Annotated in this window: 18 protein-coding genes and 4 pseudogenes; 9 read left to right on the forward strand and 13 right to left on the reverse strand. The window is 69.8% G+C overall.

Annotation, left to right across the window (positions count from 1 at the left end; translation table 11 throughout):
* Positions 1 to 191: 191 nt before the first annotated feature.
* The 7 genes and pseudogenes from QA802_RS32450 to eno form a co-directional block, all read right to left on the reverse strand.
* Entirely contained in the window at positions 192 to 1058 is an 867-nt protein-coding gene (locus QA802_RS32450; protein WP_334530193.1) for a 3-hydroxybutyryl-CoA dehydrogenase, read from the reverse strand.
* A gap of 232 nt (positions 1059 to 1290) precedes the next feature.
* Positions 1291 to 2262 carry a LysR substrate-binding domain-containing protein gene (locus QA802_RS32455; RefSeq protein ID WP_334530196.1) on the reverse strand — a complete coding sequence of 324 codons (972 nt, stop codon included), beginning with the start codon at positions 2260 to 2262 and terminating at the stop codon, positions 1291 to 1293.
* A gap of 95 nt (positions 2263 to 2357) precedes the next feature.
* Positions 2358 to 3467 carry an alcohol dehydrogenase catalytic domain-containing protein gene (locus QA802_RS32460; protein WP_334530199.1) on the reverse strand — a complete coding sequence of 370 codons (1110 nt, stop codon included), beginning with the start codon at positions 3465 to 3467 and terminating at the stop codon, positions 2358 to 2360.
* A gap of 175 nt (positions 3468 to 3642) precedes the next feature.
* The gene (locus QA802_RS32465) at positions 3643 to 4194 is read right to left on the reverse strand and encodes a carboxymuconolactone decarboxylase family protein (protein WP_334530202.1); all 552 of its coding nucleotides are present in this window, start codon (positions 4192 to 4194) and stop codon (positions 3643 to 3645) included.
* A gap of 70 nt (positions 4195 to 4264) precedes the next feature.
* Positions 4265 to 4894, reverse strand: coding sequence for a VOC family protein (locus tag QA802_RS32470; RefSeq protein ID WP_334530205.1), 630 nt, complete (start codon positions 4892 to 4894; stop codon positions 4265 to 4267).
* A 62-nt stretch (positions 4895 to 4956) separates the two neighbouring features.
* Positions 4957 to 5268: pseudogene (locus QA802_RS41720) on the reverse strand (VOC family protein); the annotation flags it as partial.
* Positions 5269 to 5327: 59 nt separating this feature from the next.
* Positions 5328 to 6638, reverse strand: a complete 1311-nt coding sequence (gene eno / locus QA802_RS32480; protein ID WP_334530211.1) for a phosphopyruvate hydratase — start codon at positions 6636 to 6638, stop codon at positions 5328 to 5330.
* Between the two features lie 547 nt (positions 6639 to 7185).
* Between eno and QA802_RS32485 the strand changes: the two genes are divergently transcribed.
* The 5 genes and pseudogenes from QA802_RS32485 to QA802_RS32505 all read left to right on the forward strand — a co-directional run.
* Complete coding sequence (locus tag QA802_RS32485) at positions 7186 to 7698, forward strand: NADPH-dependent FMN reductase (RefSeq protein ID WP_319168957.1); 513 nt, start codon at positions 7186 to 7188, stop codon at positions 7696 to 7698.
* Between the two features lie 234 nt (positions 7699 to 7932).
* Positions 7933 to 8343, forward strand: a pseudogene (locus QA802_RS32490) (transposase); the annotation flags it as partial.
* Between the two features lie 7 nt (positions 8344 to 8350).
* On the forward strand, positions 8351 to 11629 hold the full coding sequence (locus QA802_RS32495) for an ALF repeat-containing protein (protein WP_334530216.1): 3279 nt from the start codon (positions 8351 to 8353) through the stop codon (positions 11627 to 11629).
* Positions 11630 to 11680: 51 nt separating this feature from the next.
* Complete coding sequence (locus tag QA802_RS32500; RefSeq protein WP_334530219.1) at positions 11681 to 11983, forward strand: ferrous iron transport protein A; 303 nt, start codon at positions 11681 to 11683, stop codon at positions 11981 to 11983.
* Between the two features lie 140 nt (positions 11984 to 12123).
* Positions 12124 to 12567: pseudogene (locus QA802_RS32505) on the forward strand (winged helix-turn-helix domain-containing protein); the annotation flags it as partial.
* Positions 12568 to 12624: 57 nt separating this feature from the next.
* Here QA802_RS32505 and QA802_RS41725 read toward each other — a convergent pair.
* The 4 genes and pseudogenes from QA802_RS41725 to QA802_RS32520 form a co-directional block, all read right to left on the reverse strand.
* A pseudogene (locus QA802_RS41725) lies at positions 12625 to 12873 on the reverse strand (hypothetical protein); the annotation flags it as partial.
* Between the two features lie 249 nt (positions 12874 to 13122).
* Positions 13123 to 13341 carry a helix-turn-helix domain-containing protein gene (locus tag QA802_RS32510; RefSeq protein ID WP_334530222.1) on the reverse strand — a complete coding sequence of 73 codons (219 nt, stop codon included), beginning with the start codon at positions 13339 to 13341 and terminating at the stop codon, positions 13123 to 13125.
* Between the two features lie 61 nt (positions 13342 to 13402).
* Positions 13403 to 14248: an IS5 family transposase gene (locus QA802_RS32515; RefSeq protein WP_053847073.1), complete on the reverse strand. Its 846-nt coding sequence runs from the start codon at positions 14246 to 14248 to the stop codon at positions 13403 to 13405.
* Positions 14249 to 14868: 620 nt separating this feature from the next.
* The gene (locus QA802_RS32520; RefSeq protein WP_334530226.1) at positions 14869 to 15918 is read right to left on the reverse strand and encodes a LacI family DNA-binding transcriptional regulator; all 1050 of its coding nucleotides are present in this window, start codon (positions 15916 to 15918) and stop codon (positions 14869 to 14871) included.
* A gap of 185 nt (positions 15919 to 16103) precedes the next feature.
* Between QA802_RS32520 and QA802_RS32525 the strand changes: the two genes are divergently transcribed.
* Positions 16104 to 16883, forward strand: coding sequence for a fumarylacetoacetate hydrolase family protein (locus QA802_RS32525; protein WP_334530229.1), 780 nt, complete (start codon positions 16104 to 16106; stop codon positions 16881 to 16883).
* 117 nt (positions 16884 to 17000) lie between these two features.
* Here the strand turns inward: QA802_RS32525 and QA802_RS32530 are convergent, their stop codons facing one another.
* Positions 17001 to 18236, reverse strand: a complete 1236-nt coding sequence (locus QA802_RS32530) for an MFS transporter (protein WP_334530232.1) — start codon at positions 18234 to 18236, stop codon at positions 17001 to 17003.
* Between the two features lie 826 nt (positions 18237 to 19062).
* Here QA802_RS32530 and QA802_RS32535 point away from each other — a divergent pair.
* The 3 genes from QA802_RS32535 to QA802_RS32545 all read left to right on the forward strand — a co-directional run bounded on the left by QA802_RS32535 (position 19063) and on the right by QA802_RS32545 (position 21942).
* Positions 19063 to 20067, forward strand: a complete 1005-nt coding sequence (locus QA802_RS32535; protein WP_319169637.1) for a C-terminal binding protein — start codon at positions 19063 to 19065, stop codon at positions 20065 to 20067.
* A complete protein-coding gene (locus QA802_RS32540; protein WP_334530236.1) occupies positions 20064 to 21269 on the forward strand; it encodes a phosphotransferase family protein in 1206 nt (401 codons plus the stop codon). Before QA802_RS32535 ends, QA802_RS32540 begins: the two co-directional genes overlap by 4 nt.
* A 142-nt stretch (positions 21270 to 21411) precedes the next feature.
* Positions 21412 to 21942 carry a cupin domain-containing protein gene (locus tag QA802_RS32545; RefSeq protein ID WP_319169635.1) on the forward strand — a complete coding sequence of 177 codons (531 nt, stop codon included), beginning with the start codon at positions 21412 to 21414 and terminating at the stop codon, positions 21940 to 21942.
* A 340-nt stretch (positions 21943 to 22282) separates the two neighbouring features.
* Here QA802_RS32545 and QA802_RS32550 read toward each other — a convergent pair whose 3' ends face one another.
* Positions 22283 to 23968, reverse strand: a complete 1686-nt coding sequence (locus QA802_RS32550; protein ID WP_443042206.1) for a PucR family transcriptional regulator — start codon at positions 23966 to 23968, stop codon at positions 22283 to 22285.
* Positions 23969 to 24044 lie beyond the last annotated feature (76 nt).

A 24044-nucleotide genomic window follows, 5' to 3' on the forward strand; every position in this document is an offset into this window, starting at 1 on the left:
GCCTGGACGAAGCCGAAGCCGAACTCGAAGCCGAACTCGAACCCGGAGCAGAGCCGACGCGCCGATGCAGAAGCCCGCGCCGTCACGCTGGCGACCGATGTCGCCACCCGTCACACGCGGCCGACCGACGGAACCCGACGTTTCCGCGCACCGGAACTGTCGGCCGGGTGCGGCTGTCGTCCGACGTGTTCTCAGGTCGCCGGGTAGTCGAAGAACCCCTGCCCCGACTTGCGGCCCAGCAGGCCCGACTCGACCATGCGCCGCAGCAGCGGCGGAGGGGCGTACAGCGGTTCCCGGTACTCCTCGTAGAGCGCTTCGCCTATCGCCGCCACGGTGTCCAGTCCGATGAGGTCCGCCAGTCGGAGGGGTCCCATGGGGTGGGCGCAACCGGCGGTCATCCCGGTGTCGATGTCCTCCGCCGTCGCCGTACCGGAGCCGACCATCCGCACGGCCGCCAACAGGAAGGGAATCAGCAGGGAGTTGACGACGAATCCCGCGCGGTCCTGCGCGACGATCGTCTTCTTGCCCAGGATCTCGCCGGCGAATTGCCGCACCCGCCGTTCCGTGGCCTTCGAGGTGTGCAGCGAGGGGATGATCTCGACCAGGGGCATGACGGGAACCGGGTTGAAGAAGTGCAGACCGACCACGGTGTCCGGACGTCCGGCCGCGGCGGCGAGCCGAGCGATGGGGATCGAGGAGGTGTTGGTCGCCAGCACCGTGGCCGGGTCGGTGACCAGCTCGCCCAGTTGCCGGAACAAGGCCGTCTTGGCCTGCTCGTCCTCGACTGCGGCCTCGATGACGAGATCGGCCCCGGCCAGGCGGGAGAGGTCGCCCGTGACGGAGACGCCGGCCAGGGCGTGTGCGCGGTCCTCGGACCGGAGGGCGCCGCGCTTCTCCGCCTTCAGCAGGGAGTCCGCCACGCCGGCGAGGCCCGCCCGGGCCCTGGCCTCGGTCACGTCGCACAACGTGACGTGCAGGCCCGCCCGGGCACAGACCTCCGTGATGCCCCGGCCCATCTGGCCCGCGCCTACGACGCCCACGTGCCTGATCGTTGTCATCTGTTTCCTCCGCCTGTTCCTGGGCCGGGCGGCGGTCGACGGACCCCGCCACGGTGTGTGCTGCCGTGTTGAGCGTAAGTCGGGAACACCCCCTCTGACCTGCTCGGACAGTGCGTCATCCGCGTACAAACGTGCGCCGCTTCGACGATGACCGACAGGCAGCGACAGACCGTTCGACCGCATGCCCGTGAGGCGTCGGGCCGATGCCCGACGCCTGCGGTGGGATCCCGTCTCAGGCGGTAGTAGAGGTGGTCGTGGGGGCAGAGGCAGAGGCGGAGTCAGAGGCAGAGGTGGCGGTGGAGGCGGAGGAGGCGGCGGCAGCGGCCTCCCGCAGCCGGCGGATCACGCCGCGTACCGCAGGCGAGGTCTCCCCCCTGCGGTAGGCGCCGACCAGCCGGGTGGTCAGAGCCACGTCCGCCAGCGGACGGTACGCCACTCCCGGAATCCGCACGCGCCGCAGCGAATCCGGCACCAGTGCCACCGCGAGACCTCCGCCCACCAGCGTCAGAGCCGCGATGAAGTCCCGCACCGGGGGAGACCACCGCGGACTGAACCCCCCTCGCCGCGCCACCTCGAGGATCTGGTCACGGCAGCCGTACTCCTCGTCGAAGTGCGGGGCCACGAAGTTCTCGTCGCACAGCTTCGCCGCCGGTATCGCCTCGTACGCCGCGAGCGGCGCGGCGGCCGGCAGCGCCAGGACGACCTGCTCGGTGAGCAGGCAGGTGGCCATGACCTCCGGCGGGTATTCGGGCCGCCAGCGCAGGAAGCCCACGTCGACGTCCCCGCACGCCAGTGCCTCCAGCTGCGCAGGCGTCTCCAACTCCCGTACCTGCACGGTGAGTTCGGTGCCGGGGGCCGCGCAGCGGGTGAGAACGTCGGTCAGCACGCCGGAGAACGCGGCCGAGGCGACGTACGCGAACTGGGCGTGTCCCAGCTCCCCGCGGCCGGCGCGCCGGCCCACCGCCTCGGCACGTGCCGCCTGGTCGAGCGTCAGCCGCGCCTCGTCGAGGAACAGCCGCCCGGCGCTGGTCAGCGCCGGGCGGGTACGCCGTCCACGGTCGATCAGCCGTACCCCCAGGTGCGACTCCAGCGCCCGGACCTGGGCGCTGAGTGCCGACGGCGCCAGGTGCAGGCGATCGGCCGCCCGAGCGAAGTGCAGCTCGTCGGCGACCACGACGAAAGATTCCAGCCAGCGTAGTTCCATCGGTTCCTCCATCCCGCCGGGAATGCACACCCCGCGGCGGCGTCAGGGCAGGACGGGACCGCCGCGGGGTGAGTCCGGTGGATCGCGGATCGGGTTCAGGGGATCACGACGTAGTTGCTGAAACCGCCGTCGAGGTCCGTGGCACGTCCGGAGATCGCCTCGTTGACCTCCGACAGCGGGAAGGGCTTGCTGATCAGGTAGGACAGGTCCAGGGCCCCGGTGGCCACCATGTCGGCGACCTCCTGGCCCTGCGCGGTGGTGAACCAGTTGGAGCCGATCAGCTGGACCTGCTCGTCCATCAGCCACTTCACGTCCACGGGCAGCCGGTCGGCCACGCCGCCGACATTGACGACCCGGCCGCCGCGGCGGACGCCCTGCATGGAGTCGAGCATCGTCTCCACCGGGGCCTTCGCGCCGAGCGCGCTGATGACGAAGTCCGCGCCCTCGCCGCCGGTCCGGGACTTCGCCCACGCGCCGGTGGAGCCTTCGCCCAGCCGCATGACCTCGATCCGGTCCGGGGCCAGTTCCCTGACCCGCTCGAGGAGCTCCTCGTTGCGGCCGGTCCCGAGGACCCGGGCGACACCCGAGGCCAGCGCGAGGAGAGCGGACGCGACACCGAGGGTGCCGGTGATGCCGTCGATCAGGGCGACCTGGCCGGGCCCGGCCGCGGCGTGTCTCAGAGCGCCGTACGAGGTGCCGATGTAGCCCAGCTTGCCGGCCTGCTCGAACGTCATGGTGTCCGGGATGTTGACGATCGCGTGCTGCGGCGCCGTCATGTACTCGCAGAACCCGCCGTAGGGGTAGAGGTCGAAGATCCGCTGACCGTCGCGGGAGGTGCTGAAGTAGCCGTTCAGCGTGAAGTAGCGGCAGCGGCTCAGCTCGCCGCCCCGGCAGACCTGGCAGCTGCCGCAGGACCGCAGCGGGCTGACATAGACCCGGTCGCCGGGCCTGGTGTTCAGCACCGCCTCGCCGACCGCCTCGACCACGCCGGCGGGGTCCAGGCCGAAGACCGCGGGCAGTTTGGGCAGCGGCTGGTGCGGGTACCAGGTGGGCCAGTTGTTGATCACGTTGGCCATGTTCGGCACGATTCCGCATGCCTTGACGCGCACCAGCACGTCGGTCGGCCGCGGGGTGGGCACGTCGACCGTGTCCACGGACATCGGCTCACCGAGCGCGTGCAGTCGTGCAGCGAGCATCTTCGCCATTGACATACTCCTTGGAACTGTTCCGTCCCGACGGTCGAGGGCCGGAGTCTTCTTTTCGGCGGGACCGAGGCGGTGGAACTGCGGCTCGGAAACGGTCACCCTTGCTTTGCCGCATCACCTTTGCTGCGCCGCAGTACCTGCGAGGCGGTGACGACGGGCCGTGCGGCGCCGAGGGCTACGCATCCCGGAACGGGTCCGCGTAGCCGTCCTCGAGGTCGATGCCCAGCAGGCCCATGATGCGGACGCCGGAGTTGTACCAGGCGATGGACAAGGACAGTTCGACCATCTGGCGGCTCGACAGGTGCGCTGCGGCGGCGCGCCACGTCCCCTCGGAGACGTCGACGTGGAGCGTGGACTCCTTGGCGAGGCGCATCACCGCCTTCTCCGTCTCGTCGAACAGAGCGGACGACTCGAAGTCGGCGACCGCCGCGAGCTGCTCCTCGGTGAGGCCCGCCGCGCGCCCGTGCGACTGGTGGTGGGCCACCTCGTAGGCGGACCGGGTCGCATGGCCGACGGTCAGGATGGCCAGTTCGCGCAGTTTCGGGCTGAGGTCGGCGGCCCGCAACGAGTTGGCGTAGGTCAGGAAGGCGTCCAGCTGAGCCGGTGCGTGGGTGAGGGCGAGGAAGATGTTCGCCGTCGGTACTCTGCGTTCGGTCTCCAGCCGGTCGTACAACGGCTTCAGCGACGCGTCCGCGTCCTCGCGGCGAACGTAGGGAACTCGTGCCATGGCGTCTCCTTGAGGGACGGGCGTGGGAGGGACCAGCGGGAGGAATCAGGAGCGGGACCAGCGGGAGGAATCAGGGGAGGGGCTGTTCGCGCAGGAAACGCTCCAGCGACATCGGATTCGGCGGTTCGGCCGGCGGAGTTCGGGGTGCGCCGACGAACGGCGACGCCTCGAAGTACCACTTCTCCAGCGCCGGCAGACCCCAGCGGGCGTTGGTGCTCAAAGAGGCCGCGTCCCAGCGCACGGGTTCGATCTCGGTGTCGATGGTCTGGTAGTGGCTGTTGAAGACCTCCACCCGGTGACCGTCGGGATCGCGGAGGTAGGCGAAGAGCATCCCGCCCGGACCGTGCCGTCCGGGGCCCCGCTCCACACCGTCGCCGTAACCGAGGATGCCCGCCCAGTCGCAGGCGCTGAAGATGTCGTGGCTCTCGGAGACGGTGTAGGCGAAGTGGTGCAGGGCGGGCCCGCTGTTCTCGACGATCGCGAGGTCGAGGCAGGTGCCCTTGCGGTACATGAACGCACCCAGCAGCTTGTCGCCGTGCTCCAGGTACTCCGAGTTGCGGAAGCCGAGTTCGCTGTAGAAAGCGCACAGCTCGTAGGTTTCGGGCGCGAAGATCTGGTAGTGGTCCAGCCGCTGCGCGTGAGCCCCCGGTACTGCTCGAAGTCGATGTGCAGCCGCGGCCGGGTCTCCATGTGCGCGCACAGTTCGAGCGGCGTGCCGATGGGGTCGGCGACGTGCAGGGTACGACCCTGGTGCGGGACGTCGACCCACTCGGCGGGCAGCCCCCGCTCACGGAACCAGGCGTACGCGAGGTCGAGGTCCTCGTCGAAGAACACCCGGAAGCCGATCCTCCGGCAGGCGCCCCCGCCTTCCTCGTCGATTTCCAGGACGAGGCTGTGGTGGCAGGCTTCGGCCAGCCCGCGCAGGTAGCAGGTGCGGTCGTCCTCGTCGCTGACGACGAGCCCCAGCGCTTTCGTGTAGAAGTCGCGGCTCGCGGCCAGGTCGGCGACGGTGAGCCGGACATGGCTGGAGCGGGTGATGTTGAAAGGCGGGCGCAGATTGACGGGTGGCAGCATGCTGGTCTCCGTGCTCCGATCGGCTCTTGAATGCGATGACGGTCGTCTTCGCAGCAGTCTTACGGCGTGGTCGTGAAAGGTCCGGTCTCAGCGAAGGTGAATGCGGACCAGCCGCTGAATTCCGCGGAGTCGCCGAGGGACTCCTCGATGCGCAGAACCTCGTTCCACTTGGCCATGCGTTCGGAGCGCGTGAACGAGCCGACCTTCAGCTGGCCGGCGTCCCAGCCGACGCTCAGATGCGCGATGGTGACGTCCTCGGACTCGCCGGAGCGGGCCGACACGATGGTGCCGAAGCCCGCGTCCTTCCCGGCGCGCAGGGCCCGGTACGCCTCGGTGACCGTGCCCGCCTGGTTGGGTTTGACCAGGACGGCGTTCGCCGCGCCGTCGGTGGCCGCCGCTTCGACCCGTCGGGCGTTCGTGACCAGGTAGTCGTCGCCGATGACCTGGCAGCGGCTCCCGTAGCGGCGGGTGAACTCCCTCATGCCCTCGTGGTCGTCCTCGCCCACCGGGTCCTCGACGGACAGGATCGGGTACTGCTCGATCCAGCCGCCCAGCATGTCGATCAGTGCCGCGGTGTCCAGTGTGCGCTCGTCGAGTGCCAGCGTGTACCGGCCCGCGCCGCCGAACTGCGAGGCCGCGACGTCCAGCGAGATGCCGACCTCGGTCGAGGGCGTGAAACCGGCGCTCTCGATGGCCCGGGTCAGCATCTCCAGGGCCTCCTCGTTGGAGTCGAACGCCGGCCAGAAGCCACCCTCGTCGGCCACACCCTGTGCCTTCCCCGCCTTCCGCATCAGGCTCCCGGCGACCCGGTAGATCTCCGCCGTCCAGTCCAGCGCCTCGGAGAAGCTGCCTGCCGCGGGGCAGACGACCATGAAGTCCTGCACGTCCACGCGCCGGTCCGCGTGAGCGCCGCCGCCGAAGATCTGGATCTCCGGGAGCGGGATGCGCACCCGCCGTCCGCCGGCCAGGTGCTGCCACAGCGGCACACCCGCCGACGCGGCGGTGGCGTGCAGAACGGCCATGGACGTGGCCACGATCGCGTTGCCGCCGAGACGGCTGCGGTCGGGGGTGCCGTCGAGGTCGATCAGGAGCCGGTCGACGGTCTCCTGGTCGGTCGTGTCCAGGCCGAGGAGAGCGGGCGCGATCTCACCGTTCACCGAGCCGACCGCGCGCCGGACGTCCAGTCCGCCGAAGCGGAGCCCGCCGTCGCGCAGGTCGAGCGCCTCGCCCCGGCCCGTCGAGGCCCCGGCCGGCGCGATGGCCCGTCCGGTCGCGCCGTTCGCGAGGTGTGCCTCGACCTCCACGGTCGGCCGACCACGTGAGTCCCACACCCTGCGGCCGTGGAGCTTGGCGATCCGCGCGTCTGTCATGGCGGTGCGACCTTTCGGAGTCGGGATGGTGCGGGCGGCGAGCGGTCCCGTGCGGGGCCTGTCGTGGGACGGGGGCATGCCCGTCCCACGACAGGCCCGTGGCCGGAGGAGAGCCATGTCCTTCGTAGGACGAGAGCTGTGTCCTTCGTAGGACGAGGGTCAGGTCCGTGGGCGGACGAGGGTCATGTCCGTCGTGGGGCATGTCGCTGGTCGGCGGTGCCGGACCGGTGCGCAGGACGCCAGGGACGCCCGCCCGGGCCGGCGACGAGGGTGCCGACCGTTCGTGCTAACGATAGCGCAATCGTGCGAGGCGTTGGGGACCGTGTCAAGACTCTAGCGGCGCGAAGATGGGGAGCGGTGATGGGGAGAACTCGGCAGAAACGGTGCCGCGCGCGAGGGTCGTGCGCTCGACAGCGCAGTGCTATCGTTCGCACAGCCGGGTATCCCGGCCGGAACCCCGGCGGACCCGCCCTTCCTGGACGGACGGACAGCACAGGTGCGCGGGTCCGCCGGACCGGATCACGGCACCGAGGAAAGCGAGCCCGACATGGCAAACGCGCCCGACACGCCTGCCGCGCCCTCCGAAGCGCCCATGACCCTCACCGTCGTGGTGGCCAGCACGCGTCCCGGACGTGTCGGCAGGTCCGTCGCGGACTGGTTCACCGCCCGGGCCGCGCAGTGCGAGCGGTTCGAGTCGCACACCGTCGACCTCCAGGAACTCGCCCTGCCGTGCACCCCGGAGTGCAACGGGGGGCTTCCCCGCCCCGTTGAAGAACGCCTGGGGCTGCCTGGTCGTGGAGTGGCAGCACAAGCCGGCCGCGTTCGTCGGCTACGGCAGGGGTGGCGGCAGGCACCCGGGCGGTGCAGATGGGCAAGCAGGTCGGCGAACCTCAGGATGCTGCCGATCGGTCCGACGGTGAGCATTCCGTTCATCGGTGAACTCGTCGAGGACGGTGCTTTCCGGCCCGGCAAGATCCACGAGGCGGCGGCCGAGCAGGTGCTGGACGAGCTGGCGCGTACGTCGCGTGTCATGCGGAGTCTGCGCGGCGGAACGCACTGAGAGGACGTTCGCGTCACTTATGTGACGCTTCATGGGGGTTCGCTCCTGCCGGAATTCGCGTCGTACAGGCGAAACAGGTAGTTTGCGGCCGCAGTCGCGTCGGTGCTGATCTCGCATTTCGCGATGGTTAAAGCCGATAGCTCCTGTCCGGTTCGAATACCTTCTGAAAGACGGCTTTTGCCTCGCTCGATCGAGCGATATGCCCGGGTGTGGTCCTCGTGCATGAGTATCCCCATGACCTCCTCGCAGCAGCGCCAGCCGTACCTGAGCGATCTGTCCGATGCCCGCTGGGCATTGATCGAGCCGACGTTGACGGCCTGGCGGGCCGAGCGGCAGAAGACCTCGCTCAACCTCGGGGGAAAGGTCACTGACCTGCGGGAAGTCATGAACGCGATCCTCTTCCTCAACCGGACCGGCGTCCCCTGGCGCTACCTGCCCCATGACTTCCCGCCGCACACCACCGTGTTCGGTTACTTCAGCGCCTGGACCGCCGACGGCACCATCGAGAAACTCGGCCTCCACCTGCACCGGATGGTCCGTGAGCAGGCAGGACGCACCGCCGAACCCACTGCCTGTGTCATTGACGCCCAGAGCGTCAAGACCGCGACCAGCGTTCCCACCGACACCCAAGGCACCGACGCCGGCACTGTGGATGAGCGGCGGCCCGGGTACCCGGGCGGCCGCCGAGGTGGCGTTGACCGGCACGGACGAGGACATCCGGCACTTCCTGGACTCCGAGGCGGCCGACGCCACCGTGCAGGACCAGCGGGTCGCCGCCGCCCAGATCGCGAGCATCGGCGGACTGAGCCTGATCGACGCAGCTCGTAAGGCCCTCGCCGGAACCCCGCAAGACCTGTCGGTCTTCCTCAAGGACGGCTGGAAGGCTCCGCTGGAGCAGGACCAGCGCGTCCGCATCGCCCAGATTATCGACCAGGGCGGACAGAATGTGCAGGACAAGGGCCGGGCAGCCCTGAACGGCACGGCCGAAGAGCGCCAGGCGTTCCTCGACAACGACCAGTACGTCCAACGCGAGCAGGACGAGCGCATTCAGGTCGCGCAGATCCTCAGCACCGGTGGCGCGAACGTCGTTGCCGCCGCCCGCCTAGCGCTACGGGGCACCGCCGCCGACATCCACGAGTTCCTCACTGTCGGCCAGTTCGTAGCACGCGCCCGTGACCAGGAACAGACCACCGTGAGCCAGCTGGCCGACCAGGCTGCTGAAGCGGGCCGTCAGGCCGCCGCGGAGACCAAGAAGGCTAAGGATGCCGGGGCTCGCGCCGCAGCGGCCGCGCAGCTGGCCAAGGAGGCGGCAAAGAAGGCCGCCGCCGAGACGGAAGCGGCCAAGAACGACTCCCTCCATGCAGCTTCGGCCGCCGCGCGTGCAGCCTCGGCCGCCAAGCAGGCCGCGGGTGCGGCGCAGCAGGCCATCACCGCCGCCCGCGCCGCCAACGTCTCGTCCCGAGCTGCGGCCAACGCAGCTGCTCAGGCAGCGGCCGCGGCTGTAGGTGCCGCCCAGGCCGCGTCCCGTGCCCGTAACGCCGCCGCCGACGCGGCGGGCGACGCGACCAAGGCTTCCGCCGCGCGCAAGGCCGCGGAGGAAGCACGCAACGCTGCCAAGGGCGCTCGGTGGGCGGCCGGCGCCGCAGAGCAAGCCGGAGTCGCGGCGACCGAGGCGGGGGCGGCGGCCCGGGCCGCGTCCGGGGCGGGCGCGAGCGCCGAGGCCGCCGCCCAAGCGGCGGACGCGGCGAACGCCTATGCGGACCAGGCCGGAGTGCACTCCGGGGACGCAGCGCGGGCGGCGGCCGAGACGCGCCGTCACGCACACGAGGCCACCCGCGCCGCCAACGCCGCGGAGACGCTGGCCACGAAGGCGGCGACCGCAGCGCGTGAGTCCCGCGACGAAGCGAACTCTGCGGCCACGCACGCAGACAACGCCGCGAAGGCGGCCGACGCGGCAGCGGAGCACGCGGGCCAGGCGGCCACCGCCGCGAAGGAAGCCACCGCGCACGCGCTGGCCGCCAAGGGGGCGGCGGACGCAGCCACCGCGGCCGTCAAGAAGGCAAAGGCCACCTACGCGCTCGCACGTGACGTCGAGACGGAGGAACTCACCGCCCGCACCAATGACGGTGTCGTCCAGGCGCAGGACCTCAAGGCGCAGGAGAAACAGCGCCAGATGGCGCAGACGGCCGTACGGCAGCGGTCCAAGGCACTCGCCACTACCGCCGCACGCCTGGCCTCCGAACTGGCCCAGCCCGGTGCTGACACGTCCTCCCTCGCGCGTGCGGGACGAGGCATGGCCGTTGAGGTTATGAAGGTCCGGGGCCCCTGGAGCCGAGGCGCCGCGGCTACCGCGCTGGCGGGAAGCGACGACGAGGTCATCGCTTATCTCCGTACCGGATGGGCGGAGGCGGAGCGCCAGGACATGCGCGTGGAGGTGGAGAACCTGTGGATCAACTCGCCCTCGGCGAAGCTGCGCGCGGCTGCCAACGACGTACTGCGGGGTGAGCCGTCCCTGTTGGACGCGTTCCTGACCGAGGGCCAGTACAAGACGATGGAGCAGGACCTTCGCGTCTACATCGCGCAGATCATCGACGCGGGTGGGCCCATCGCCAAGGAGCGGGGTCGGGCGGCACTCGCCTCCGGCTCAGTGAGCGATCTGCGCGACTTCGCCACCGCTGGGCAGTACGAGGCGCGAGGCGAGGACGAGCGGGTCGCCGCCGCGCAGCTCATCGACTCCGGCGGACCGGAGGTGAAGGCGGCGGCACGCATTGCGCTGGAGGGTCCCGCTCCCTTGCTCCACGCCTTCGTCCAGACCGGTCAGTACATGGCGCGGCAGAAGGACCAATTGGCGGCCGCGCATGTGGCCCAAGTTCAGAGCCTAATCTCCGGTGCCGCTCGCATCGCCGCGACCGCGCAGAGCAACGCCTCGCTCGCCGCGAAAGTCGCTGCCGAGGCTAGGAAGTCCGCGCAGGAGGCACTGGACGCGGCCAAGGCGGCAGAGGCTTCGGCGAAGCAGGCCGACGGCTATGCAGCCGACGCCAAGCAGTCCGCCGACGAGGCCGCCACGTCCGCAGCACAGGCGGCGGAGTCCGCCAGGAAGGCCCGCAAGGCACAGGCCGACGCCAGCCACGCCGTCACTCGTGCGGTCAACTCTGCAGCGCACGCGCAGCGTTCCGCCGGTGCCGCCCAGGCGTCGGCCAGCCAAGCCGGCGCTGCCGCCGAGCAGGCTCGGGCCTCCGCGCAGGCAGCCGGCAAGGACTCCGCCGCGGCCACCAAGGCATACGCCGACGCGTTCAAGATCGCGGTGCAGAAGCAGAACGAGGAGACCGCCCGCTGGGAGAAGATCAAGAGGGACTACCTCGAGGAGCACCCGGTAGAAGAGGAAGACGACGACTGGATACCCGACTGGCTCGAGGACACCGGAGACACGATCCTCAACTATGGCGAGGCTATCTTCACCAGCCCCGAGCTGTGGATCGGAGCGGCGGAGACCGGTGCGTCGATTTTCCTAATGGGGTTCGGGGCGAGTGAGGATCTCGCGGGGGGCGCCATCTGCCTGACCGGCGTCGGCTGTCTCGCAGGCGCCCCCGCCATCGCCATGGGGACGGGCCTGATCGTCACCGGTGCCTACGGTGTCGGGGACGGCATATCGCGCATGGACGACGGCCTGCGTACGGCCCTGCGCAACGCGGAGGAGTCCACCGGCCGCACTTCGGCGGGCGGTGGCAACGAACAGCGCGCGATGGACCTGGTTCGAGAGAATCCGGAGTACGGCAACCAGCTGCCGGTCGTGATGAAGGACCCGCGATGGCCCGCCTCCGACGGGTGGGTCAAGATGGAGCAGACTGTCGACGGCGTCGAGATCCACTACGTGTGGAACACGCAGACCCGGACGGCAGCCGACTTCAAGTACAAGGACCGCGCCAACTAGGCGGCGGCCCATCGGAACGACCTCGGCACGATCTCCCACGAAATGAGGCACATGATGAACGAGGAGGCCGACCAGCCTTCTGACTGGCCGGCGAACGCCTGGCCGACGGGCACGCGCGTCCGTGTCATCCAAGATCCCTCCTGGGCCGGCCCGTGGCCTGTGGAGTTCTGGGGAACGGTGGACGATCTGCGCTCGCCGGTCCCGGTGGACCACGCTTCGGCGCGGGAGGGTGAGCTCGTCTACTGGATCCGCTTCGACGAGCCCCAGGTCGACAGTGACGGCTCTGGTCCCTATCGCGGCGCGGAAATCTGGGACCGCTACCTGACTAGGGAGTCGACGGAGCCGGTCGGGTAACCCACCGCCCGTACGCACCACACGTCGGCCCTCTCACCCGAGGGGGCCGACCGGGCCAGGGGCTAACAACGCCTACTGAGGTTGAACTCGTGGAGTCGTAGGGGCTGGCGACTTGTCGCCGGTGAGGTATCACCGAAGGCATGCGGTATCCACAAGGGGGCGGGCCGACCGCCGAACGGCAGCAGTTCCGCGAGGAGTTACGGCTCAAGGCGGCCGAGAGGTTCGCCCGGGGTGAGGCGAGCTCGGTGATCGCGAAGGACCTGCGGGTCAGTGTCCGGTCGGTGCAGCGGTGGCGGCAGATCTGGGGCGAGGGCGGTCCGCGGGCTCTGCGGTCGCAGGGGCCGGCGTCGCTTCCGAGGCTGAGCGAGAAGCAGTTCGCGCAGTTGGAGGCGGAACTGGCCAAGGGACCGGTCGCGCATGGCTGGGAAGACCAGCGTTGGACGCTGGCGCGGGTCAAAACGGTGATCGGACGACGCTTCCACCTGGCCTACACGGTCCAGGGTGTGCGCAAGCTCCTGGTGTGCAACGGCTGGTCCTGCCAGGTCCCGGCCCGACGGGCCATGGAACGGGACGACGCCGCGGTCGCGGGACGGCACGTCCAGACGCCAACTGTTAGTGAAGCGCACTCGCAGGCCGCCTGAATCAGCTGCATGGACCTCGGCGACCACCTGATCGAGCAGTTGCGGCAGTCGGTCCAGGTTGATCCGTGCTGATGCGTGGACAGGCACGACTTCGTGGTCCGTTGTCAGCTCGGCGGGACTGTGCGCCTCGATCCGGTTTGAACCGGTGTGAAGTCGCAGGACGCTGCCGATGATCATCTCGCCGATGCCGATCCCACGCATCGAGCGGATGTCCCATCCGTCTTCCACACGGTTGATCCCGTTGTCCATACCGCAAGACTACGGACCCTGGCTGCCACGCTGCCACACAAGATCGTGTTACGAGCTCTTTGTACAGGCTCCCCAGATCCGGGCGTAGGTCTGCATTTTGGTCAAACTGATTGCCGGGGCTTCGTTGTGAATCCTGTCCATGGTCATCCCTCCTGTATCCCGTGACACCCTCGTTCTCGCGGTCGCGGCCGTGGCATGAGGAGCGACGACTGGTGGGCGGTTGCCGAGCCGGCCGATTGGGAGGAGTGGCTATACCTCGAACTCGGCGTTGAGTCGCAGTCGAGCGCCCAGTGCGCGCAGGTATCTGGCGAGTGTGCCGACCTCGGTTGCTTCGAGGGTCCCGGTTTCGATAGCAGATACGCGCGACTGGGAGACATTCATCCGCTTGGCGACGGCTTGCTGTGTGAGCCCACGGCGTTTGCGTTCCATGCGCAGTGCCGCCATCAGGAGCTGCAGGTCGTCGGACATGGCCTCGTCGGCGGCGGGGAGGTCCTCTCTGAGAGGACGTCCTGCTTGAAGAAGCGATAGTTCATGGTTTGTGCCAGGTTATGACCGTTTCACCCGTCGCTCGTTTTGCGAGATTGGAGATCATCGCGAGGCGAATCATGCTCTCGGAGTGCGCCGGTTTGGTCTCGTAGTCGCGGGCGAGGCGACGGTGCATCATGATCCACCCGAAACTCCGCTCCACGACCCAGCGCCGCGGGATCACGGAAAAGCCTTTGACCTGCTCGTTCCGTGGAACGACGTCGACATCGATACCGAGCGAGGCGCCGTGTTCGATGGCCTTCTTCTTGTAGCCGGTGTCGACCCATGCCTTGCTGATGGTGGGGTGGTCGGCGGCGACGCGGGTGAGGAGCTGGATACCGGCCGCGTTGTCCGAGACGCTGGCGGCGGTCACCATGACCAGCAGTAACAGGCCGAGAGTGTCGACGACGATGCTGCGTTTGCGTCCGACGATCTTCTTGCCGGCGTCGGTGCCTTGGGTGTCGGTGGGAACGCTGGTCGCGGTCTTGACGCTCTGGGCGTCAATGACACAGGCAGTGGGTTCGGCGGTGCGTCCTGCCTGCTCACGGACCATCCGGTGCAGGTGGAGGCCGAGTTTCTCGATGGTGCCGTCGGCGGTCCAGGCGCTGAAGTAACCGAACACGGTGGTGTGCGGCGGGAAGTCATGGGGCAGGTAGCGCCAGGGGACGCCGGTCCGGTTGAGGAAGAGGATCGCGTTCATGACTTCCCGCAGGTCAGTGACCTTTCCCCCGAGGTTGAGCGAGGTCTTCTGCCGCTCGGCCCGCCAGGCCGTCAACGTCGGCTCGATCAATGCCCAGCGGGCATCGGACAGATCGCTCAGGTACGGCTGGCGCTGCTGCGAGGAGGTCATGGGGATACTCATGCACGAGGACCACACCCGGGCATATCGCTCGATCGAGCGAGGCAAAAGCCGTCTTTCAGAAGGTATTCGAACCGGACAGGAGCTATCGGCTTTAACCATCGCGAAATGCGAGATCAGCACCGACGCGACTGCGGCCGCAAACTACCTGTTTCGCCTGTACGACGCGAATTCCGGCAGGAGCGAACCCCCATGAAGCGTCACATAAGTGACGCGAACGTCCTCTGAGCCGAGCCGGCCCCGGCATGACGCCGACATGGCGCCGGGAGTGACAGCGGGAGTGTCACCGGGAGTGACGGCGGGCGTGGCGGCGGAATGACATCGGGTGTGACGGCGGACTGGCGCCCGGCATGACGTCCGGCATGACGCCGGGCACGACTTCCGGCACGCACGACTTCCGGCATGACGCCGGGCACGACGCCCGGCATGACGAAGGCGCCCGGAGTGATGCACCCCGGGCGCCTTCGTCATGCCGGGCGCGCCTTCCGGACGCCTTGGCCCCGCGCGTTCCGGGTGGCACCGGCATGTCGCGTTCCGGGCGCCTTCGCCGTGCCCGGCACCGGGCACGGCAAAGGCGCGCGCACCGGGCCGGGTGTCGTCGTCTCGCCGGATCAGTCGGCTGCAGTGGCGCGTGCGCTCCGGGACGGCCCCCGGCCGTCGGGAGGCGCCGTGCTGCCGCGCAGGATCAGGGAGCCGGGAGAGACCGAGGTGTACGGGCCGTCGTTGCCCGCCCCGGTCTTGAGCCTGCGCATCAGCCACAGCGCGCAGCCGGTGGCCATCTCCTGGATCGGCATGCCGATCGTGGTGAGTCCGGGGCCCCACCAGGAGAAGCCGGGCTCGTCACCGAATCCGACCACGGACAGTTCGCCGGGCACCTTCACCCCCTGCTCGGACAACTCCTCCAGAACCCCCAGGGTGAGCTGGATCGATCCCAGGACGAGCGCGGTGGGCGCGTCGGAGCCGCTCAGCAGCCGGCGCACCGCCCGGCGCCCGTGGTCCACGGACGACGGCGGCCCCAACTCCGTACGCCGGGCGTCGTACGGCAGGCCGCCGTCGTGCAGGGCGGTGCGGAAGCCGCGCAGACGGTCCGCGCCCGTCGGTAGTTCCTCGGGGCCGCCCAGGTAGGCGATGTCGGTGTGGCCCAACGTCACCAGGTGGGCCGTGGCCCGGCGCAGCGCCTCGTGGTCGTCCACGCCGAACCACTGGGAGCCGAGCGAGGGGTGGCGGCGCAGCAGTTGCAGGTGCGGCAGCGTGCGCAGCAGCTTGACGGACTCGTTGTGCGGGCGGGCGGTGGGCACGATGATGACGCCGGCCACGCGGGTCGCGGACAGTTCCCGCAGATGGCGCAGCTCCACCATCCGGTCGTCGTCGGTCTCCGAGAGCATCAACTGATAGCCCTCGGCCTCCATGTTCTTGGACAGTTCATGGGCGATGGTCGAGTAGAAACTGTTGCGGATGTCCGGGATCACCAGCGCGACCACGTTGCTGGACGCGCCCCGCATCATCCGTGCGGCGCGGTTGCCGACGTATCCCATCTCCGAAGCGGCCTGCCGTACCCGGAACTTGGTCTCCTCGCTGATCCGCGCGTCGTCGGCGAGCGCCCGGCCGACGGTCGAGACGGAGACCCCGAGGCGTTCGGCGATGTCCTTGGTCGTGACCACGTAAAGGATCCCCCTCGACTCACTGGCCGGTGCTGTCACTTTCCGTATGCCAACGATAGCGCTCGTCGTCGCGCTCCGTGGTCGGGCGGGTGACGTCCCTCCATCGATCATTCCGACCGTGCTAACGTTAGCATTGTTCGTGGGGTCGTGCAGTCGCCTGTGGCTGCCCAGTTGCGGAGGTGTCCGTGCGGATCGTCAGATACGCCGTCGGCGGCGTGCGTCACTACGGGGAACTCGAAAAGGGCGACGTCGGGATCGCGCGATACGAAGGTGATCCCTATACCGGGCTGGTGCCCACGGGCCACGTCGACCAGGTCGGTGACGTGAGGCTTCTTCCGCCGCTCGACCGGCCCCGGATCTTCGGATTCGCCTACAACTACGCCGCGCACGTCGACGAGACCGACCAAGAGATTCCGGACGTTCCCGTGTGTTTCATGAAGCCGAGCACTGCGGTCATCGGTCCGGGAGACGCCATCGTCTATCCGGCGGACGGTGAACTGATCCATTTCGAGGGCGAGTTGGTTGTCGTCATCGGAAAGGAAGCCCGTCATGTGAAGCCTTCCGAGGCCGCGGAATACATCCTCGGTTACACATGCGGCAATGACATCAGCGATCGCATCGTCCAGCGCAGGGAAAGCGCATACGGGACGCTTCTCATCGGGAAGGGCCAGGACACGTTCGCGCCCCTCGGTCCCGTCATCGCCACCGGGCTCGACCCCGCGATGCTCTCCCTGACGACCCGGGTGAACGGCGCCGTCGTGCAGTCGGCGAGCACGTCCGACCTGCTGCTCACCGTCCCCGACCTCGTCAGCTACCTCAGCCGCCATCTGACGCTGCTCCCCGGAGACGCGATCATGACCGGCACACCGTCCGGGGTGGGACCGATCCGGCCCGGGGACGAGGTCGAGGTCGAGATCGAGGGGATCGGCGTCCTGCGCAACCCGGTCGTGGCCGAGAGCCGCTGACCCCGGCCGCTCGCCGAGAGCCCGCACGCTACGAGGGCCCGACACCGTCAGACGGTGTCGGGCCCTCGTAGCGTGCGGGTGGGCGGCCGGGGGCCCTGGCGGACCCCGGCCGGGGCCCTAGCGGACCGCGTTGTTGAACTGCGCGGGGCGGACGAAGACCAGGGCGGCGACGCCCACCAGCGGCAGGAGTGTCACCTGCAGCAACCCCGCTCCCGTCCAGCCGAAGGAGTCCACCAGGGCGGCGAAGAGCAGGCCCGAGAAGGCCGCCGTGCCGTAGTAGCTGGTGACGAAGAGACCGGAGGCGCGGCCGATCTGCTCCGGGCGGACGGCCCGCTGCATCGCGCTGTTGCTGTTGGGGTAGATGAAGCCCAGCCCGAAGGCGCCCATGAGGAAGGCGAACGCGCACTGCAGCCCGACGCCGGCGTGCGTCTCGTAGATGCAGGCGGCGATGGCCGAGACGGCGAGCAGGCTGGCGATCAGCAGGTTCCGCTGGTTGATCCGGTCGCCGAGCCAGCCGCCGAGAACAGCCGTCATGCCGCCGAAACCGAGCAGGCTCATCGCCAGCGCCGCCTGCTCGGAGGTGTAGTGCAGCGAGGTGATGAGGTACGTCGGGTAGAGGCCGAGGAACCCGTAGATGGCCACACCGCTGACGATCGAGTGGATCGCCAGCGCGACGGTGTTGCGGTTGTAGGCGGAGGAGGGCATGTACTCGTAGGTCCCGCCCGAAACGGCTTTCTCGACCCGCTGCTCGGTCAGGCCGGTCCTGACGAGGAACAGCGAGGCGGCGGCGATCAGCAGTCCGGCCGTACCGAACAGATAGAACGGCGCATGCCACGTGCCGTGCGTGTTCATGAGCCGCACACCGATGAGCGGGGCGATGAACACGCCGACGGAGTAACCCACCCCGATGATGCCGAAGGCCAGGCCCCGCCGGTGGGTGAAGAAGGCGCCGATCGCGGCGAAGATGGCCGCGGACTGCATGCCCTCGCCGAAGCCCGAGACGACGCGGTACACCGTCATGTCGGCGAGGCCGGTCGCCAGCGGAGTGGCCATCGTGCCCAGGGAGTAGATCACGATGCTGACCAGGAGGACCGTCTTGCGGCGGAAGCGGTCCAGAAGGTAGCCCGCGGGCAGTCCGGCCAGGGCCATGCCGAGCGTGAAGTTCGTCGCCAGCAGCCCGCCCTGCTCCAGCGAGAAGCCGTAGTCCTGGCGAATGTCGGGCAGCAGCGGCGGGAAGACCTGGCGGTCCATCGCGTTGACCATGTAGGAGAGGACGACCAGCAGGAAGCCCACGGCGATCATCGCCCGGGAAATGGGCGCACGGTTGCTTTCCTGGGTTCCGTCGGCGGACACGGCAGGGGTGTCTACTTGGGCTGCGTGAGTCATTGCGGCTCCAGAGGAGGGATGGGTCGCGGCAGGCCGCGGCCGGTTCATCGCGGGTACGGTCCCGTACGGCGACGACGAGAAGCGGTGAGCTGAACACTGATGCGGTCCGGCCGAAGGCGTCGATGCGCCCAGGGGCCGGACGCGCGGCCGAATGCGGCGACAGGGCTGACGCGCGGTCGGACGCCGCATGCGGAATTCAGCCGTTGCTCGCCTGTCGGGGACATCCCTGGCGGTGGAGTCTTCGACGGCTCGACCCGTTACGGAATGTTCCGGAAAATCGGGTCGGCGATGGCAGAAACCATGCGGGGAAGTCCGCGGTGCGTCAAGACGTGAACGCCGCTTTTCTTCGTCTGCCCTCGTATTCGTGGCGGTGCGGCCTTTCTTGGCCGGCGCCGGACGAGCCCGCCGCGGGGCCGGCGTCAGTGCGCGTACCGCACTCTTGACGCGTCGAAGGGCCTCAGTGCTATCGTTAGCATCGCCTGGCTGTGACAGAGTGATTCGACATACCTCCGCAGTGCCCCGCAGCGCCCCTGCCGGCCCTGCGGCGCCCCCGCACACGCGTGACCCGTTCCGGGGGCGGCCCGCGACGTCTTCGCCGACCACAAGCCGGCGGGAGCCGACGCCCGACCCCAGCCCAGCGACCCTCTCCACCTCGCCCGCGGCGACCGCCGGCCCCATCGGACAGGACCGGTCGGTCGCCCCCCGGGTGACGATCAACCCGCTGACCGCATACGACCGGGCACCACGCCCGGCCGTCCGCATCGACCGCACGATTGCGCGAGGACGACCTGCCATGAAACCACCGAGCCGCCGCGGCACCGTGCTGCTCACCGACCACGCCTGGCCCGACGACTCCGTCGAGCGAGCGGTCCTCGAAGAGGCCGGCCACACCCTCGTGACCGGTCCCGCCGAACCCGCCTCCGCGGAAGTGATCGACGGCCTGGTCGCCGAACACCGACCCGCCGGCATCCTCACCTGCTGGGCGCCCGTCTCCACCACCGCAGTTCAGACGTCACCGGACCTGAGGGTCGTCGCCAGACTCGGCGTCGGTCTCGACAACATCGCCGTGGACACCGCGACCGAAAGCGGCGTGTGGGTCACCAACGTGCCGGACTACTGCGTCGAGGAGGTGTCCGACCACGCGGTGGGCATGGTGCTGGCCTGGACCCGCGGCCTGGCCGCGTTCGACCGCGACGTCCGGGCCGGCCGCTGGAACCCCGCGAGCGCCAGACTGCGCCGACTCTCCACGCTGACCTGCGGCGTCGTCGGATACGGGCGCATCGGCCGCGCCACCGCACGCAAACTCGGCGCGTTCGGCTGCCGCATCCTCGCGCACGACCCGCACCCGCCGAAGAGCGCCCCCGGAGTGGAGCCGGTGGGCCTGGAGGAGCTGCTGCGCCGCAGCGACGTGGTGATCCTCCACGTGCCGCTCACACCCGGCACCCACCACGTCATCGGCGCCGAACAGCTGGCCCTGATGAAGCCGGGCGGCCTGCTCGTCAACGTCAGCCGGGGAGGTCTCGTCGACACCGACGCGGTCGTCGAGGCACTGGACACCGGACAGCTGGACGGAGCCGCCTTCGACGTGCTGGAAAGCGAACCGCACGTCCCCGCCGGACTGCTCCATCAGCCCGGAGCCCTGATCACCCCGCACGTCGCCTTCTCCTCCGACGCCTCGGTCACGGAACTGCGCCGCCGCGCCGCGCAGGACGTCGTACGCGTTCTCGCGGGCGAGGCCCCCGCCCACGCCTGCAACAACCCCCACGGCCTGACGACCGAACCGGCGGAACAGCGATGAGCGCCGACGCCACGCGTCCGGCGCCGGGTCCGGAGGCCACGCATCCGAGCCCGGAGGCCACGCATCCGAGCCCGGAGGCCACGCATCCGAGCCCGGAGGCCACGCATCCGAGCCCGGAGGCCACGCATCCCGATCCGGACGCCACGCATCCGAGCCCGGACGCCGCGCTGACCGACTTCCTGGTCGCGCACCGGCTCGCCCGCCCCGGTGAAACCGCCCGCGGGACGCCGCTGGCCGGCGGCGTCTCCTCCGACCTGTGGCGGGTGGACCTCCCGGGACGCTCCCTCTGCGTCAAACGCGCGCTGGCCAGGCTCAAGGTCGCCGCCGACTGGCAGGCACCGGTCTCGCGCAACGCCTACGAATGGGCGTGGATGCGGTTCGCCTCCCGGCACCGGCCCGACAGCGTGCCCGAGCTGCTGGCCCACGATCCCGAAGCCGGACTCTTCGCGATGGCGTACCTGCCGCCCGAGCACTACCCCGTGTGGAAGGCGCGACTGCTGGCCGGAGAAGTGGCCCCGAAGACCGCGGCGGCCGTCGGGGAACTGCTCGGCACCCTGCACGCCAGGAGCGCCGGCGACGCCGGCCTCGCGAAGGAATTCGCCACCGACGACAACTTCCACGCGCTGCGCATCGAGCCGTACCTGTTGGCGACCGCCGCCGAGCACCCCGATCTGGGCGATGTCCTCCAGCGACTCGCCGACCGCACTGCCACCACGCATCTGGCCCTGGTCCACGGCGACGTCAGCCCCAAGAACATCCTCGTCGGCCCGACGGGACCCGTCCTGCTGGACGCCGAGTGCGCCTGGTACGGAGACCCGGCCTTCGACCTCGCCTTCTGCGTCAACCATCTGCTGCTCAAGAGCCTGGTCGTGCAAGGGCGACGCGCCGAGCTGCTGCGGTCCGCCCGCGCGCTGGCCGAGGCATACGGCCGGTGCGTCGACTGGGAGGACCTGAGCCGCCTCGAGTCACGAGCCGCCTCCCTCCTGCCGGCCCTGCTGCTCGCGCGCGTGGACGGCAAGTCCCCGGTGGAATACCTCACGGACGAACGGCGCCGGGACTTCGTCCGCACTGTGGCGTCGGCGCTCCTGCGGGCGCCCGCGCACACGGTGACGGAGGTTTTGGACGCCTGGGCCACGGCACTGAAGGCCCCGCCCGAACCGCTCAGCCTGCCTGCCCGCCCCCTCGGCAGCCGGTCGGACTGACCCCTCGGCAATCGGCCTGCCCGCCCCCTCAGCCGCCGGCCTGCCCGATCCGTCAGCAGTCGGCCAGACTGCCCCCCCCGGCAGTCGGCCGGACCGGCCCGGCGGATTCGACGTGCCGCGGGGTCCGACCAAGGAGAGAGACATGCGCAGAGTCGTCACCGGCCGCGACGCGAACGGCAGGTCGGTCGTCACCAGCGACGGACCGATCCCGCGCAGCCGCGAGTTCACCAGCCTTCCGGGCTGGGTGTCCCGCCTGCCCTGGGCCACCGAGCCCGGCGAACCGGTCAGCCGCAGGGGCGAGGACCCCACGCCGAGGATCACGAGCCTGCTCCCGGCGCCCGGCGGCACCCGGTTCATCGTGCTGACCTTCCCGCCGGACAGCGCCATGGCCGATCCGTCGTTCGATCCCGTCGCCTTCGACGAGGAGCAGCGCGCCGACTCGCCGGGCATCGCGGACCTCATGGAGCCCGACGGCATGCACACGACGCCGACCGTCGACTACGGCCTCGTGCTGCAGGGCGAGATCGTCCTCGAACTGGACGACGGCCGGTGCACCCGACTGTCGGCCGGTGACCTCGTCATCCAGAACGGCACCCGGCACGCGTGGCGCAACCGCAGTGACGAACCGGTGACCATGGCCTTCGTCCTCGTCGGCGCGAACCACGACGACTGACCGAGCCCCGACACAGACACCGTTCGGTCCCGTCCGCCCGGCCGGCCCCCGGCCCCCCGCATGCACCCTCCCTGACCCGCCGGGCACAGGGCCGGGCCGGTGGGGGAGCCACGCGACTACCGGGTGGAAGCCGATGGGAACTGCCGGGAGAGGCCGGCGGGGGCTACCGGGTCGAGGCCCGACGGGCTTGGCCGAGCCGGCTCGCCGGCCGCCCCGACTCCTCGATCAGCTCGGCGGGCTCGTGCACCACGAAGTCGTGGCCTGAGCAGCGCCTCGTTTGTCAGTGGTGCTGCGTGGCCTCCATGGGCATCTCGGTCGGTTCCTCGTCGACGGGCCGTGTTCAGTGGATCCGCAGAACGTCGAGTGCCGTAAGCGCCACGTGGAGTCCGGTGCGCTGTTCGCCGGATTCCAGGTCGCAGTCGAGTATCCGCTCGATCGTGCGCAGGCGTTGGTAGACGGTCTCCCGGGACAGACCGCTGGAGCGGGCGGCGATCGTCTTGTTGCCGGCCGCGTCCAGGTAGTGGCGCAAGGTGGTCAGGAGGTCGGTGCCGTGGCGGGTGTCGTGGTCGACCAGGCGGCCGAGCTGTCGTTCGGCGTAGTCCTGGATGCGGGTGTCGTCACGGAGGGCGAACAGCAGACGGGCCAGACCGATGTCGGACCGTTCGTGAAAGGAGCGGCCCGCGGGGAGGGGCTGGCCGGGCCGGGTGGCCTCGGCGACGCGGGCTGCCTCGCGGAAGGAGCGGGCGACGTGAGCGAGGTCCGTGGCCTCGGAGCCGACACTCACGGTCGCCGTGGGGGCCAGGTCCAGCGAGGTGCGGCTCAGGTGCTCGACCGTGGGGCGCCAGGGTTGGGAGGGGCGCAGCGCCAGCAGGATGCCGAGGCGAGTGGGGGTGAGGTGGCCGACGAGTGCCTGGATTCCTGACGTCCTCAGTTCTTCGGAGAGGCGGCTTTCGGTTTTCGCGGTGTCGTCCTTGGCGGGGATGTCCGCGAGTACGGCGATGAAGGAGGTGTTCTCGGTGGGCAGGCCCAGTGCGGCGACACGGGCGCGGGCGTCCGTGGGGGAGCGGTGGCGCTGTTCGACGAGATCGCGCAAGGTGTTGCGGTGGGCGGTGCGTTCCCAGGGTGTGGGGTGGATGAGGCGGGCGATGGTGATGGCCATCGCGGTCCTTTCGAGGACCGTGACGTCTTCGGGGCCGAAGGGGCTCGGAGACGATGTGTCGGGTGTGGTGGGGAGCATGGCCACGCGGCCCCAGCGTGCGCCCTGGTATTCCACGGGTGCCACGAGCCAGTCCTCGGGGCCGGACACAACTGTGTGATCGGCAGGTGGAGTGGCCCGGGAGCGCCGTTCCCAGTCGGCCAGTGCGGCTTCCGTGGTGCTGCCGGAAGGCTCGCAGATCAGTGCCTGGTGGACCAGGTTCTCCAGCACGACCGGGTGGCCGCTCATGTCCGCCGCGGCACGTACGACGTCCTCGGGGCCGGCCCCGCGCAGCGTGAGCGCGGTGAACGCTTCGTGGATGTGCTGGGTCCGGCGCATCGCATCGGCCTGGTTGCCGAGGATGAGTGCGTGGACCACCTGGGTGACCTCCAGGAAGTTGACGTCCTTGGCCAAGGTCACGAGGGGGAGGCCACGGGCCTGGCAGGCGTGGACGAGCGCGTCCGGCGGGCGGTGGTACCGGCGGACCAGCTCGATGACCAGGGCTGCCGCGTCGACGTCGGCGAGTTCGTCCACGTAACGGCGTACGCCGACCGCGTCCTCGGGCAGGGGCATTCCGGTGGTGAGGACGAGTTCGCCGCCCTTGAGGAAGGAGGCGGGGTCGGTCAGCTCGGTGATGTGGACCCAGCGGACGGGGCGGTCGAGCCCGGCCACGCCGGCGACGACCTGGGGCTGTCCGGCGGTGAGGACGGGAAGCGCCAGTACGTCGGCCACGGTGAGCGGCCTGCCGACCGCGTCCATGTCCCGGCCCGGCAGGGAGGCGTCAGGGCCGTCGGTGCCGGGCCCTGGAGCCGCGTGGTGGTTCTCGCTCACGGTGCCTCCCTGCCCGCCCAGTCACTCTGACAAGTGGCGCTGACCTGCGCAAGGGGAGTGGGCCGACGGTCATAGG

This window comes from Streptomyces sp. B21-105 (assembly GCF_036898465.1).
GTDB lineage: Bacteria > Actinomycetota > Actinomycetes > Streptomycetales > Streptomycetaceae > Streptomyces.

Bases quoted from the DNA above. Each gene is read 5' to 3' on its own strand.
- QA802_RS32515 (WP_053847073.1), bottom strand. From the start codon at position 14,248: ATGACCTCCTCGCAGCAGCGCCAGCCGTACCTGAGCGATCTGTCCGAT.
- QA802_RS32545 (WP_319169635.1), top strand. From the start codon at position 21,412: ATGCGCAGAGTCGTCACCGGCCGCGACGCGAACGGCAGGTCGGTCGTC.
- QA802_RS32450 (WP_334530193.1), bottom strand. From the start codon at position 1,058: ATGACAACGATCAGGCACGTGGGCGTCGTAGGCGCGGGCCAGATGGGC.
- QA802_RS32510 (WP_334530222.1), bottom strand. From the start codon at position 13,341: ATGTCCGACGACCTGCAGCTCCTGATGGCGGCACTGCGCATGGAACGC.
- eno (WP_334530211.1), bottom strand. From the start codon at position 6,638: ATGACAGACGCGCGGATCGCCAAGCTCCACGGCCGCAGGGTGTGGGAC.
- QA802_RS32455 (WP_334530196.1), bottom strand. From the start codon at position 2,262: ATGGAACTACGCTGGCTGGAATCTTTCGTCGTGGTCGCCGACGAGCTG.
- QA802_RS32535 (WP_319169637.1), top strand. From the start codon at position 19,063: ATGAAACCACCGAGCCGCCGCGGCACCGTGCTGCTCACCGACCACGCC.
- QA802_RS32465 (WP_334530202.1), bottom strand. From the start codon at position 4,194: ATGGCACGAGTTCCCTACGTTCGCCGCGAGGACGCGGACGCGTCGCTG.
- QA802_RS32460 (WP_334530199.1), bottom strand. From the start codon at position 3,467: ATGGCGAAGATGCTCGCTGCACGACTGCACGCGCTCGGTGAGCCGATG.
- QA802_RS32500 (WP_334530219.1), top strand. From the start codon at position 11,681: ATGATGAACGAGGAGGCCGACCAGCCTTCTGACTGGCCGGCGAACGCC.
- QA802_RS32540 (WP_334530236.1), top strand. From the start codon at position 20,064: ATGAGCGCCGACGCCACGCGTCCGGCGCCGGGTCCGGAGGCCACGCAT.
- QA802_RS32485 (WP_319168957.1), top strand. From the start codon at position 7,186: ATGGCAAACGCGCCCGACACGCCTGCCGCGCCCTCCGAAGCGCCCATG.
- QA802_RS32495 (WP_334530216.1), top strand. From the start codon at position 8,351: ATGAGCGGCGGCCCGGGTACCCGGGCGGCCGCCGAGGTGGCGTTGACC.